We start from the raw sequence: 12,821 nt of genomic DNA, 5'->3' as shown, positions 1-12,821 counted from the left end.
TCATCTCCCGGAAATTGATGCCTCGCCCCACGACCCATGCCATTTCAGGAGTTCATTGTGGCTACAATTAACGAGCTCATTGAGCGCGTAAAAGCAACGATCACCGAGACCGACACCGACGCGGTTCGCGCCCTGCAAACCTCCGACGCCCCCACCGTCATCATCGACGTGCGCGAGCGCGAAGAGTTTGTCGACGGACATATCGAAGGTGCCGAATTCATCCCCCGCGGTCAGCTCGACCTGAAGATCGAGACGGCCGTCCCCAAACGCGATACCCCGATCGTGCTCTACTGCGCCGGGGGCAACCGCTCCGCTCTGGCCGCCCGCTCCCTTGAAGAGCTGGGTTACACCGACGTCAAGTCGATGGCCGGCGGCTTCACCGCCTGGAAGCGCTCGGGCTACCCGGTGCATATCCCCAGAGCGATGACCTCCGAGCAGCTCACCCGCTACAGCCGCCACCTCGTCATCCCCGAGATCGGTGAGAAGGGGCAGCGCAAACTCATCGACGCGAAAGTACTCCTGCTCGGAGCGGGCGCGCTGGGCAGCCCGGTGGCCATGTACCTGACGGCAGCCGGCGTGGGCACCATCGGCATCATCGACAGCGACGTCGTCGATCGCTCCAACCTCCAGCGCCAGATCCTGCATACCGATGAGGCCGTGGGCACTCCCAAGGTCGAGTCGGCCAAAGCTCGCATGAAAGCGCTTAACCCCGACGTCGAGATTCACACCCACCAGACCTGGCTGAGCAGCGAGAACGTCCTCGACATCTTTGAGGGCTACGACGTGGTCGTCGACGGCGGCGATAACTTCGCGACCCGCTACCTGGTCAACGATGCCTGCGTGCGCCTGGGCATCCCCAACGTGCACGGTTCGGTCTACCGCTTTGAAGGCCAGGCCACCTCATTTGTTCCCCACCAGGGCCCCTGCTACCGCTGCCTCTACCCGGAGCCCCCGCCCCCTGAGCTCGCCCCGAGCTGCCAGGAGGCCGGCGTGCTCGGCGTGATCCCGGGCGTCATCGGCATGCTCCAGGCCATCGAAGTCATTAAGCTCATCGTGGGCATCGGCGAGCCGCTGGCCGGACGCCTTTTGACCTTCGACGGGCTTAAGACGCAGTTCCGCGAGCTCAAACTTCGCCGCGACCCGGAGTGCGCGCTCTGCGGTGAAAACGCCGAGTGGAACGGCTTCATCGACTACGAGGTCTTCTGCAACGTGAGCTAAGGCGCTCACCCTCTGACCTCTCGATGCCCCGGCGACAGCTCTGTCGCCGGGGCATTTTTTTGTTGCCAACTCATGGCTTGCGCATCTAAGCGTTGCCCACGGGCATTCGCCCCCTCCCTCCCCTGGCAGCCATCCCCGGCGCCGTCCTCGGGCACCTCCTGTGCTCCCCTCCCGCTTCCCCCCTCGACGACCATGTCCAACGAAGAACGCACGTTTCGCAGCGGCCTGGGCTTTGCCCTGGGCGCCTATCTGATGTGGGGGTTCTTCCCCATCTACTGGAAGTACCTTGAGCACGTCCCGGCCATGCAGATCCTCACGCATCGCATGGTGTGGTCGCTGGGCTTCGTCGCAATCATCCTCGGCGTGCGCGGGCGCTGGGCCTGGCTACGGGAGTTGACGCCCCGCACACTCCTGACCTACCTGGCCGCCTCGCTCTTTCTGGCCTTTAACTGGGGGATGTACATCTGGGGGGTCAACGCCGGCTACATCGTCGAGACGGCCCTGGGCTACTTCATCAACCCGCTTTTTAACGTCGTGCTCGGCGCACTCATCCTTGGCGAGCGCCCGCGCCGCGGCCAGTGGATGGCCATCGGCCTGGCCGCCTTTGGCGTGGTCTACCTGACGGTGGTTTACGGCCAGCTCCCGCTCATCGCGCTGAGCCTGGCCTCGTCCTTTGCGATCTATGGCCTGATCAAGAAAAAGGCCCGGCAGGGGGCGATTGAAGGGGTGGCGCTGGAGAGCGCCCTGCTCTTCTTACCCGCGCTGGGCTTTATGCTCTTCTGGGAGTGGAAGGGTGAGGGGCATCTCTTAAGCGGCTCGTTGAGCACGCAGCTTCTCCTCATCGGCGGCGGCGCCGCCACGATGATGCCGCTGCTCTTCTTCGCTGCGGCGGTGCGGCGCCTCTCCCTGACGGTGATCGGCGTGATGCAGTACCTGGGGCCCACCATCCAGTTTCTCATCGGCGTCTTTATCTTCCACGAACCCCTGACCCTGACCCGTCTGGTCGGATTCATCTTCATCTGGCTGGGGCTTGTCGTCTTCACCACCGAGGGGCTCATTCAGAGCCGCCGTGCGCGCCGTAGCCGCCTGATTCCACCGGGTGTGGGCTGAGTCTCCATTCGACTCGCCAGCAGGAACGCCAGGACCTGCGGGGTGTCGGGGCGCGCTCGACACACCTGCATACCCCAAACGAGGCATCAAGAAGGGACAAGGGTGGCATGGGATGCCCCTCGTCAGAGCCTCAAGGGGGCTAGCGCTGGCATTGAATGCCACCCGCCGGGGCCTCAAGGGGCCTGGCGCTGGCATTGAATGCCCCTCGCCAGAGCCTCAAGGGGGCTAGCGCTGGCACTGGATGCCACCCGCCGGGGCCTCAAGAGGGCTAGCGCTGGCATTGGATGCCCCTCGCCAGAGCCTCAAGGGGGCTAAAGCTGGCATGGGATGCCCCTCGCCAGAGCCTCAAGAGGCCTGGCGCTGGCATTGGATGCCCCCCGCCAGAGCCTCAAGGGGGCTAGCGCTGGCATTCAATGCCCCCCGCCAGAGCCTCAAGGGGGCTAGCGCTGGCATTGGATGCCCCTCGCCAGAGCCTCAAGGGGGCTAAAGCTGGCATGGGATGCCCCTCGCCGGGGCCTCAAGGGGGCTAAAGCTGGCATGGGATGCCCCTCGTCAGAGCCTCAAGGGGGCTAGCGCTGGCATTCAATGCCCCCCCGCCAGAGCCTCACGAACCTTTCGCGAACCCAAAACAAAAGGCCCACCCTCTCGGATGAGCCTTCATGGTTCGCATCGGCAGCGCATTCAACGTCAATCGGCTGGAAGCTCCACCGCGCCCCGGGGCGATGTCTTCGCCAGCTCAAAGAGCGCGCGGCTGCTGAAGCGCCCTCCGCTATGCTCGGCGCGAAGCTGCCGGGTGAGCAGCACAATCGTCTGCGCCACGTCGGTGGCGGAGGGCAACGTCTCGGGGTCTTCGTCGGGGTAGGCTTCTGCGCGCATGTCAGTTGCCGTGCCTCCCGGGTTCAACGTGACCACCACCGCGTCCTCGCCGAGCTCATCGGCAGCGATCTCGCTGAGCCCTTCCACCCCGAACTTCGAGATGGAATAGGCTCCCCACTGCGCACGCCCCTTTCGCCCGACGCTTGAGGAGAGATTGATCACCCTGGGCGAACTCGCAGCGCGCAGCGCCGGATAGCTCGCGCTGAGCACGTTAAACGCCCCGACCACATTAACCTCCAGCACCTCGCGCAACGCCTCGGCGCTGGTCTGGTCGAGAGAGGCACGCGGGCCGAGTACGCCGGCGTTATTCACCAGCAGATCCAGCCGCCCGTGAGCCTCCATGATCTCGGAGGCAAGCTCCTCAACCATCACCTCATCGCGAAGGTCGAGTACGCAGACGCGCACGCCTTCCGTCTCGGCGGCGAGTTCGTGGAGCGCCTCTTCGCTGCGAGCGCAGGCGTAGACGATGGCACCGGCCTCCGCGAGCAGACGCACACACGCGCGTCCGATGCCCCGGCTGGCGCCGGTGACCAGCGCCACGCTCCCCTTGATATCGAAGAGTTCGCTCATGCTCAGAGCACCGTCTCATCGGGAGAGAGGGTGAGGGGCCAGCGGATCGACTGGTAGTCCGCGCTCCCTTTGCCGAGCTCGCGCCGCAGCACCTGGCGGAAACTACTGAGGCTGTCGGCCACGTCGCTGAACGCATCGGAGCGCAACGTCGCAAAACGCTGGTAGTTGGAGAAGGCCGAGCTCTCCTCTTTGGCCTCACCGGTGGCCTTATCCATCATACGCTCGAGTTTTTCGGCCTGCTCAGAGGCGAACTCGATCTGATCGGCGCGCTCTTTCAGATAGACGACCATCTCTTTGATGGCATCGACCAAGATCGCCGTCGACCAGTACATCACGCGTTCCGGGTCGTAACCCACCGCGCCAACCTGAGCGAGCTTGTCCTGGGTCTGACGCAGCTCTTTGGCCAGATGCTTCCAGGCCAGCTTGTCGTCGCGGCTCTCCATACGCCACTGCGTAAACTGACGGTCAGTGGACTTGAGCGCCTCCTGGAAGTTGGCGCGCACCTTGCGAAGGCGCGGCCCAAACATCGCACTATGCTGGCGATCGGCGTGCTCCTCGCAGTAGCGGATGCAGTCATCGAGACACTTGTTTAACTCAAACACATTGGCAACGGACATCGTGAAACCCTCGGTTGTTTGGCGAGCGAAGACCGCCGTTGGTATGCCCCACCCCGGCGCGCGCTGTCAATCTACCCCGGCGCGCTCCTGTCGGCTTGATCCCATCTTCAGGGAGCGAGCATCTCTGTGAGCTCGTCGGCGGTCGCCGGCGAGTGGCCGGAGAAGTGGTTGTTGACGTAGCCGAGCACGGTGCCCCCGCGCTCGACAAAATGCTGAATACGAGGCACCCACCAGGAGAGCTCCTCGCTTGTGTCGGCCTGCACCCGGTCGAAATGCTCGAACGCGTTCCAGTGCCCCAGCCAGCGGATGTAGCAAATCTGCGAGGTCACCCGCCAGAAGCGCTCCAGGTACTCGCCATCGGTGAGCACCATCGAGACGCGCCAGCGCTTGAGGAGGTCGGCAAACTCATCGACAAGCCAGGAGCGGTGGCGCACCTCCACGGCGTAGGCGTACCCGTCTGGAAGGCCCTCAAAGAAGCTGGCGAGCGCGTCGAACTCCTCGATCGAAAAACTCGGAGGAAGCTGCAGGACCAGCACGCCGAGCTTCTCCCCGAGCTCACTCATCGTCTCGACAAAGCGCATCGCATCTTCGCCGGCGTGCACAAGCCGCGCCTCATGGGTGACCGAGCGGGGAAACTTCGCCGAGAAGATAAAATCGTCAGGCGTGCGCCCGTACCAGCTCTGCACCGTGCTGCGTGCCGGGATGGCGTAGAAGGTCGAGTCGATCTCCACTGTTTTAAAACGTGTGGCGTAATGGGTAAGGCGCTCCGTGCCGCTGACGCCGCGCGGGTAAAAGACGCCATCCCAGTCATCGTAGGACCAGCCCGAAGTTCCGATCAGCGCGCGACCAGGTTGCGTCATGATCTACTCCTCGAAGTGGGCGGCGGCCCGCCAGCGCTGACGTGCCAACTCGATCTCGTCGCTCGATGGAAGCTCAAACGTGCCGCTCTCGCCCATACGCTCCGGCTTGCGAAATCTGGGTGCGCGGATGGGCAACTCGATGCACATCGTGGTGCCTTCGCCCGGGGTGCTCAACACACGCAGCTCTCCTCCTAAGCTACGCACCAGATCGCGGGAGATGGACAGGCCCAGCCCGGTGCCCGTACCGGGCTTTTTGGTGGTGAAGAAGGGCTCGAAGATCATCTCCAGGACCTCCGGCTCCATGCCGATGCCGGTATCGGCGATGCGCAGCGCGATGCGATCGGCTTCTTCGTCGACCACGGCATGAATCCGCACCCGATTCTCATCCGGAGCGCCGGGCTCGATCGACTGCAACGCATTGACCACAAGGTTGAGCACGACCTGACTCAGCCGGTTTGCGTCCGTGTAGACCTCGGGCGCATGCACGAGGTCCACCTCAATCTCGGCGCGCCTGCGTCCCTCGTGGCGCACCAGCGTCAGCGCTCCGTCGACGAGCTGAGCCAGCTGAATCCACCCCGGTTCATGGGGGCCTTCATGGGCCATCAGGCGAAGATCGCGCACGATCTGATGAATTCGCTGCATTCCGGCGAGGTTTCTTTCAAGCAACCCTTGAAGATCCCCGAGAATATACGTGAGGTCGAGCCGCTCCTGGAGCGCGCGCAGCTCCAGGGCAACCAGTGGCGCACGCTCCAGAGTGATCGCCTCGGCCTGCTGGATGTACTCCGTCAACGAACGGCTGTAGTCCTCAAGTACGCTGAGGTTCGAGATCACAAAGCTCGCCGGATTATTGATCTCGTGGGCAATCTCGGCAGAGAGCAGCCCCATCGCCGCGAACTTCTCGGCGTGTACAAGCTGGCGCTGAGTACGCTTCAACTCCTGATAGGCGTGCTCGACTTCGTTATGGTGCTGAACCCGCGTGAGCGCCGCGCTGAGCTGGGAGCCCAGGGAGTGCAACACGGCCTCGCGCGAGAGCAATGGCGTGGGATGTGTGGCCAGATCCCCCAGCACCAACAGCCCGCGTCCGGAGGCCGAGGGTGCCATATGAACCAGGGCTGCGCGGCCCGAGGCACCCCTGGCAGCCGCGCCCCAGGAGGGAGCCCAGCGCAAAAAGGTCGCATCCTGCTCCGGGGCCTTAACAAGCTGCACCCGACCCGAATCACTCTCCGTCTCGCGCCTTAAAGAGCGCTCTTCCCGCCCGGGCTTGACCACCATGGCACCGCCCGCCAGCTCGGCCAACAATTCCCAGCGCCCTTCAGCGTTGCGCCACTCCCAGTAGGCCATATAGCCCGACGCGCAGACGCTATGCCACAGGGTCATCATCGAGCGCAGCACCTCATCGGCATCCCGTGCGGCGCTTGCCGCAGGTGACAGGCTCATCAAGCCGAGGAGGTCGCGGCACTCGCGCTCCAGCTGGCGATAGCGCTGTACCGCCGTCCCGGCATCGGGCTCTCCGGAGCGGGCAAGTTCGATACGCAGGAGCAGGTCGGGACCGAGGTTTTCATCTTCAAGCGCCACACCGTCGATCGCCACATCGCGTAGCGTCGCGAAGCTCGCCAGATTGCAGGGCTCCATGGTCGCCAGCAGAACAAAGCTAGCCTGACCCGACTCCCGCATCGCAGCGAGCGCACGCAACGTTGTGGCGCAACGCGTCGGTGCAATGACGGCTTCGGAAATTTGAGCTGCACTCAACACCTCGTCGGCGGAGACAAACGCAGCCTGCAGCCCGGCAGACGCCATCGCCCGGCGCGCACCCTCGAAGGCCCCCCGCCTAAACTCAGGATCGACCACCATCACCACGTCTTTCATCACAGCCTCAAAACCGACGCCCAGGGCTTTACTCAAGCCCACCTGATTCCGGCGTCATCCTAAGCGGGCTGCGACCATTTCGCCACCATTGAAGCGCGAGCAGAGCCAACGCCAGCGCTCCGGCCCCGTAAAGCAGCACGCTTGCAGGGTTATCCCCGACCCGACGCGAAACACTTTCGGCCGCTCGCGTCACCTCGACGCATGCTGCCAGTCCCAGGGTCAGACTCCCGATGGCCGCAACGCCCCCGGATCGCGAGCCGAAACGTCGCCAGGCGAAGGCGGTGCCCAGCGAACCCAGCATAAAGGTCGCCACCATCATCGGCGCGAAAGGACGTGTGGGCCGGCTCCAGGAGGCCGCCGAGCTGAGTTTTCCGGTGAGCACCTGAAGCTCCCATGCCGCGGTACCGGCGGCATGCCGCTGCACGATGAGTCCATCCCCCGGAGGCAGCACGTCGCCAAAATCGCAGCCCTCGAACACGCACCCGATACGCGCCATCGCAAGACCGGCGAATCCCGCCACAAGTGCCCCCGCAAGCCAATCCGCGCGCCTCTGCCGGTCCTTGCACCGCGACCAGGCCACAACCCCAACAACTCCGGCCCCCATCACCGCCCCCAGCGACGACGCCCCGCCCCCCAGCCAATGGCCCACCACACCTCCTCCTGCAAGCCCCGCCCCCATCACCACCCCGAAACTCGCCAGGCGCACCGCTACAGTCTCGCCACGCCTGGCCAGCGCCAGCCACCACAGCCCGAACATCACCCACACGCCAACGCCAATCATCGCGCTGCCGGCCGGCCAGCCCCCGGCCTCCACCATCAACTCCATGGTCGCCTCAGCTCCGCTCGATGGCTTCTCAATGCGCGTATCCGATCGCCGCGCCATCGCCTCGTCCACGCCTCAGAGGGGCCCCGGCAACTTGGGGCCCTGCTGCCCTTCTTGACGCTATTTTTGGCCGGTTGTTATAGTCCCGCGTCATTCTGACGTCTGCCGCTGATGTCCCTCTTGCGCGCTCCCAACCTCTCGCAGATCGAGTCTGTACCATGACCTCCGACGTATCTGTCACCATTCACGGCTCTCGTGGAAGTTATCCGGTCTGCGGCCAGGAGTTTACGCGCTACGGCGGCCACACCTCCTGTGTGAGCTTTCGCGCAGGCCAGCGCGAAATCATCTTCGACGCTGGCAGCGGCATCATCGAGTACGGCCGAGCGCTGGTCAAAGACGCCTTCGCGCAAAATCGCCCGATTCACTCCAGCATCTTCGTCTCCCACACCCATTTCGATCATCTCGTCGGCCTGCCTTACTTTCCGCCGGTCTACATTCCTGAGGCGACCCTGCACATCTTCGGGCCACGCTACGGAAGTCAGCAGAGCTTTGAGCAGACCATCCATAACCTCATCTGCTCCCCCTACTACCCGGTAGCGCTCAACGAGATGAACGCGCTTAAGCATTTTTACGACATCGGCGAGGTCGACCGCGTTTACTTTTTGCGCGATCGCCCCGAGCCTGTGCTCGTGCGTGCCACTCACCCGAGCCAGGCTCACCTGCGCCCCGATCCGAACGAGGTCGAGTTGGAGGTCCACTGCCTGCGCGGCTACAACCACCCCAAGTCCGGGGTCAACATGTACAAGGTCATCGCCGGCTCCAGGTCTTTTGTCTACGCCACCGATACCGAGGGCTATGTGCACGGCGACCGCCGCCTGGCCGAGTTTGCCCGTGGCGCAGACCTGATCGTGCACGACGCGATGTACACCGAAACCCACTACACCTCGATGCCCGCGCCCACCCAGGGCTACGGCCATTCAACCGTGGCCATCGCCGCCGAGCTCGCCAGGCAAGCCCGGGCCAAACGCCTCTGCCTCTTCCACCACGATCCCAAGAGCACCGACGAGGACCTCGACGCGATTGACGCTCTCGGAAAGAGCCTCTTCGCCGAGTCTTTCGCTGCACGCGATGGCTTGACGATCGCGCTCTAAACGTTCACACCCTTTGGCGACCTGTGCCTCGTCGCGATGAAGCACGTCGCTGCACCTCTCCCCATTGATGTTTCCGCCACTTGCAGAGGTTACCCCGTGGCTGACCTGTCGCTTCGCTTCGATGACGTCATCGAAGAGAACTACGATCGTATGCTCACACGCATCCGCACCTTCGCTGCGGAGCGCCCCCTCCCCGAGCGCGTCTCGCTGGAGATCGGCTCGAACCGGGCCAATTTTCTGCGTCAGCTCGCCCAGCGCTATCCGGAGCGCTTCTACCTGGGAATCGAGTGGCGCAAAAAACACGTGGACTTCGGCAAAGAGAACATGCTGGAGCACGGCGTGAAAAACGCTGACCTCCTGCAGGCCGACGCCACCATGGCCATTCCCATCCTTCTGGAAGAGGGCCAGCTCTCGGAGCTCTTTATCCTCTTTCCAGACCCCTGGTGGAAAAAGCGCCATCGTAAGCGTCGTATCATCCAGCCGCAGACCCTGGATCTTTTCGCTTCAAAGATGCACCAGGGGGCAAAGCTCTGGCTCCGCACCGACGTGGGCACACTCGCCGACGACTTCCGCGAGGTCCTCGACGCGCACCCCGAGTTTGAGCTTCTTCCCTTCGAGCAGATGCCGGTCGAGCCCTTCCCGCGCACCACGCGCGAGGTCAAGATCCTGCAGAAAGGCATCCCCGTTCACACCCTGTACTACGTGCGACGCTGACATTCATCGCGTCCCCGCTCTTCCATAGAAAAAGGCCCGACACGCACCAGCGCGTCGGGCCTTTTTGTTCTACCGAGTGTCGCGAGTACACCTCACCGTTTCAATAGGCCAGACGATAGCCATAGAGATACCCACGGTTCGAGAGGGTGTAGCCGCGAACGCTGTCGTAGACCGGTGCCCGCTGAAAGCCCGAGGAAGGGTTCCAACGCGTGACCGGACGCCCATCGCGGGTACGAACAAGGTAGAGCGGCCCCGAGGCCGTCGCCACACTGAGCAGCGGTCCGGTGGTGCTCAGCGCCACAGGCGACTGCTCATCCGGCATCCGAAATCGCCACACAGGCTCACCATCGCTCTTCGCGATCGCAAAGACATGCCCCGTCGCCGAGACGCCCAGGAGCCAGGGGCCCTGCATGATCAAGTCCGCTACGCTCTCGATATCCTGATGCCACATCAGCGCGCCGCTGGACTTTTCCACCGCATAGATGCCCCCGGCGTAGGAGACGGCGTAGAGAAACTCACCATCTTCAATAACCGGCAGATCCACATCTCCGAACTCCTGCGATGCGTCTCCCAGATTGGCCGACCACTCGAGTTCCCCACTGTCCGCAAAAAGCGAAACCAGATACCCATCGGCGAATCCGCAATAGATGCGATCTCCGGAGATCACCGGTGCACCGCCTCCTTTGATCGTAAAGAAGTCGGGCTGACGACGCTGGTAATCCCACACCAGTTCGCCACTCACCTCATCGAAGACGTAGAGCACATCGGCGCTGTCCGTTACTGCCACCACCCCCTGCCCCACGGCAGGCTGCGCCTCGAACGCACTCCGGGCATCGGCTCGCCAGACTTCCTCGCCGCGCTCCCAGCTCAGCTTGTGCAAGCTCCCCCTGGCGCTGGCCACATAGACAAAACCATCGGCGAGGGTCACCGGGGCATCAATGGCACCACCGATCTCTTTGGACCAGACGACCTCGCCGCTGTCCGTGCGCACCCGATAGACGTAGCCATCGCTGGCTCCGACCACCAGATCACCGCCGGGCGCGAGCACAGGCTTGCCGAACTCCCGCGGATTGCTCTCCCAGGGGCGATCTGAGGATAGAGGAACGCGCCACTCCACCTTCACGCGCGCTGTGGGCTGCGCCACCGCGTCAATCCCGGCAGGCTGCGCGGGCCGCATCGCACACCCGCTCCCCATAAACGACACGAGCGCGGCCACCAGCCACGCTCGTCCAACCTTAACGGTACCTTTGGTCACGTCCGCTTACTCTCTCTTCGAGAATCGTCGCTCGTCGTCTTCAGCGCTGCCTTAAAGCGTCGCCAGGCGGCGCTCGATCTCCGACTTGAAGGTGAACTCGGGATCGTCTTCCAGAATCTTGTGATAGAGCTCTTTGGCCTGGTCGGACTGGCCCGCACGGTCGAGCATGCGCGCTTTCTCATACTGCGCAAACTGTGCACGCTCCGGGGCATTCTCGGCCACAGAATCCCACGCCTTTGCTGCCTCGTCGGTTTTCTCGAGCGCCGAGAGCGTGTTCGCAAGGCCCACACGCGCCATCACCTTCATCGCATCGCTGGCCTCACCATCGAGCACCTGGCGGTAGAGCCCCTCAGCTTCGTCCAACTTCTGAAGATGGAACGCCGCAGCGGCTTGTGTCAGACGCGCATCTGCGGCAATAGGACCGCGATCAAAGTCGGCAAGCGTGGTGGCTGCGGCGTCATAAATGGCCTGCCACTTCTCCTCTTCGCTCGCGAAGATGTTGGCCGGCTCAGCCAGACCTTCTTGCCCGCGAATGGCCTCAAGCTCGGGCGAGCCCTCCACATACCATTCATAGGCGGCCAGCCCTTTGCTCAGGCTACTGGAGGCCTCGACCTGCTGGCCTTCGATGTACTGAAGTCCCAGAATCACGCCTAACACCGCCACAATCACAGCGATGATACCACCGAAAACCACACTGCGGTTTTCTTCAACCCAGGCGGTCGCCTGCAGCGTGGTTCGCTCGAATGCATCCAGGTCCTCACCGCTGCCCGCGCCCAGCGCGGCGGCAGCTTCCAACTCATCGAGGCCTTCCTGCTCTTCGGGCTCGGGCGCCTCACCCTGCTTCTTAATCTTGATCGCCATCTCTTCTCTCCTTAACCTGAGCCCGCTCAATCGCGCCGCGCGCAACCTCGGGAATCCGTACCCACGAGGCCTTTTTGGGCTCTCGTTTCGGGCGTCGCCGGAAACGAATGGGTGCGGACTATATGCAGGGCACCATGAGGTGTCAACGCAGACCACACGCCCCATGCGACGCTTCGCTTCCCCTTTAAAACTGGACCCCATCGCATGCCTGACTCCCGGGGCACTACCCGCCCCCTCCCCGTCCCCCTCGCCCTCACTCTCGCACTTCTGACCGCAGGCATCGTCACACTCGCCCAACCCGGCGCGGCGCATGCCTGGGAAGGCCAGCTATGGGCTGGCGCCGGACTCCATAACGTCCTTGCCCCCGCCCCTTCTGCGCTGGGCAGGTGGGGCCCCGGGCTTCAGCTCGGAGCTAACCTGCATCTCAATGACTTCTGGAAGGTTGGCATGGACGTCTCCGCCTCTTACCACCCCTCGCGGGTCGAGGGCGAAGACAGCTTCGACGCCCTCCTTGTTAGCGCCCTCGCTCTGGAGGCGCGCTACGCTCTGGATGTCTTCACCTACGTTCCCTATGTCGGAGTGGCCGGCGTCTTTTACCCCACCGGCCCCTCCTCCGAGCGTGCCCCCACCGGCGAAGTGCTGGGCCTGCGCGCCACGCTGGGAGCGGACTATCGCTACAGCCGCGAACGCTCGCTGGGCATCGCCATCGACCTGCATGCCCCGCTGACCGCCCCGCAGAACCTCCCGCTCTATGGCGCCATCCGAGCATACCTCGCGTGGCACTTTCGATCTTTCTAAAGTACCACTTTAAACATCCCCTCCCACGCCCGGGCTGCCTCCCAGACATGGTGCGAGGTTGCCTGATCGCGCCCGGCGATGATAAACCATCGGGTCCATTCC

Annotated in this window: 12 protein-coding genes; 5 read left to right on the top strand and 7 right to left on the bottom strand. The window is 63.6% G+C overall.

Annotated elements, in window-relative coordinates; all coding sequences use genetic code 11:
* Positions 1 to 54 precede the first annotated feature (54 nt).
* Both moeB and rarD read left to right on the top strand, forming a co-directional pair.
* Positions 55 to 1,218, top strand: coding sequence for a molybdopterin-synthase adenylyltransferase MoeB (gene moeB / locus EA187_RS04505; RefSeq protein ID WP_430687891.1), 1,164 nt, complete (start codon positions 55 to 57; stop codon positions 1,216 to 1,218).
* 192 nt (positions 1,219 to 1,410) lie between these two features.
* Entirely contained in the window at positions 1,411 to 2,328 is a 918-nt protein-coding gene (gene rarD / locus EA187_RS04500; protein ID WP_115602712.1) for an EamA family transporter RarD, read from the top strand.
* Positions 2,329 to 3,015: 687 nt separating this feature from the next.
* Here rarD and EA187_RS04495 read toward each other — a convergent pair.
* From EA187_RS04495 to EA187_RS04475, 5 genes are all read right to left on the bottom strand, one after another.
* On the bottom strand, positions 3,016 to 3,774 hold the full coding sequence (locus tag EA187_RS04495) for an SDR family oxidoreductase (protein WP_115602713.1): 759 nt from the start codon (positions 3,772 to 3,774) through the stop codon (positions 3,016 to 3,018).
* Between the two features lie 2 nt (positions 3,775 to 3,776).
* Positions 3,777 to 4,391: a hypothetical protein gene (locus EA187_RS04490; protein WP_115602714.1), complete on the bottom strand. Its 615-nt coding sequence runs from the start codon at positions 4,389 to 4,391 to the stop codon at positions 3,777 to 3,779.
* Positions 4,392 to 4,498: 107 nt separating this feature from the next.
* Positions 4,499 to 5,251, bottom strand: coding sequence for a DUF72 domain-containing protein (locus EA187_RS04485; RefSeq protein WP_115602715.1), 753 nt, complete (start codon positions 5,249 to 5,251; stop codon positions 4,499 to 4,501).
* Positions 5,252 to 5,254: 3 nt separating this feature from the next.
* Positions 5,255 to 7,153: a sensor histidine kinase gene (locus EA187_RS04480; RefSeq protein WP_127779302.1), complete on the bottom strand. Its 1,899-nt coding sequence runs from the start codon at positions 7,151 to 7,153 to the stop codon at positions 5,255 to 5,257.
* Positions 7,146 to 8,000, bottom strand: a complete 855-nt coding sequence (locus EA187_RS04475; RefSeq protein WP_127779301.1) for a hypothetical protein — start codon at positions 7,998 to 8,000, stop codon at positions 7,146 to 7,148. The genes EA187_RS04480 and EA187_RS04475 overlap by 8 nt, the downstream gene beginning before the upstream one ends.
* Before the next feature lie 158 nt (positions 8,001 to 8,158).
* On the opposite strand from EA187_RS04475, the gene EA187_RS04470 reads away from it, so the two are divergent.
* Positions 8,159 to 9,091: an MBL fold metallo-hydrolase gene (locus EA187_RS04470; RefSeq protein WP_115602718.1), complete on the top strand. Its 933-nt coding sequence runs from the start codon at positions 8,159 to 8,161 to the stop codon at positions 9,089 to 9,091.
* Positions 9,092 to 9,187: 96 nt separating this feature from the next.
* Positions 9,188 to 9,805 (top strand): tRNA (guanosine(46)-N7)-methyltransferase TrmB, encoded by a 618-nt coding sequence (gene trmB / locus EA187_RS04465; protein WP_164855982.1) that lies wholly within the window; start codon positions 9,188 to 9,190, stop codon positions 9,803 to 9,805.
* A 100-nt stretch (positions 9,806 to 9,905) separates the two neighbouring features.
* Here trmB and EA187_RS04460 read toward each other — a convergent pair whose 3' ends face one another.
* Both EA187_RS04460 and EA187_RS04455 read right to left on the bottom strand, forming a co-directional pair.
* On the bottom strand, positions 9,906 to 11,060 hold the full coding sequence (locus EA187_RS04460; protein ID WP_127779299.1) for an outer membrane protein assembly factor BamB family protein: 1,155 nt from the start codon (positions 11,058 to 11,060) through the stop codon (positions 9,906 to 9,908).
* A gap of 51 nt (positions 11,061 to 11,111) precedes the next feature.
* Positions 11,112 to 11,921, bottom strand: coding sequence for a tetratricopeptide repeat protein (locus EA187_RS04455; RefSeq protein ID WP_164855980.1), 810 nt, complete (start codon positions 11,919 to 11,921; stop codon positions 11,112 to 11,114).
* A 204-nt stretch (positions 11,922 to 12,125) separates the two neighbouring features.
* On the opposite strand from EA187_RS04455, the gene EA187_RS20290 reads away from it, so the two are divergent.
* Positions 12,126 to 12,719, top strand: a complete 594-nt coding sequence (locus EA187_RS20290; protein WP_164855979.1) for a hypothetical protein — start codon at positions 12,126 to 12,128, stop codon at positions 12,717 to 12,719.
* Positions 12,720 to 12,821 lie beyond the last annotated feature (102 nt).

The sequence above is a fragment of the Lujinxingia sediminis genome, assembly GCF_004005565.1.
Taxonomy (GTDB): domain Bacteria; phylum Myxococcota_A; class Bradymonadia; order Bradymonadales; family Bradymonadaceae; genus Lujinxingia; species Lujinxingia sediminis.
The sequence above is the reverse complement of the archived record's forward strand: the minus strand, read 5'-3'. Positions and strand labels throughout refer to the sequence as shown.

Excerpts from the sequence above, each read along its gene's own strand:
- EA187_RS04485 (WP_115602715.1), bottom strand. The coding sequence starts at position 5,251 with ATGACGCAACCTGGTCGCGCGCTGATCGGAACTTCGGGCTGGTCCTAC.
- EA187_RS04490 (WP_115602714.1), bottom strand. The coding sequence starts at position 4,391 with ATGTCCGTTGCCAATGTGTTTGAGTTAAACAAGTGTCTCGATGACTGC.
- rarD (WP_115602712.1), top strand. The coding sequence starts at position 1,411 with ATGTCCAACGAAGAACGCACGTTTCGCAGCGGCCTGGGCTTTGCCCTG.
- EA187_RS04470 (WP_115602718.1), top strand. The coding sequence starts at position 8,159 with ATGACCTCCGACGTATCTGTCACCATTCACGGCTCTCGTGGAAGTTAT.
- EA187_RS04495 (WP_115602713.1), bottom strand. The coding sequence starts at position 3,774 with ATGAGCGAACTCTTCGATATCAAGGGGAGCGTGGCGCTGGTCACCGGC.
- EA187_RS04475 (WP_127779301.1), bottom strand. The coding sequence starts at position 8,000 with ATGGCGCGGCGATCGGATACGCGCATTGAGAAGCCATCGAGCGGAGCT.
- EA187_RS20290 (WP_164855979.1), top strand. The coding sequence starts at position 12,126 with ATGCCTGACTCCCGGGGCACTACCCGCCCCCTCCCCGTCCCCCTCGCC.
- EA187_RS04455 (WP_164855980.1), bottom strand. The coding sequence starts at position 11,921 with ATGGCGATCAAGATTAAGAAGCAGGGTGAGGCGCCCGAGCCCGAAGAG.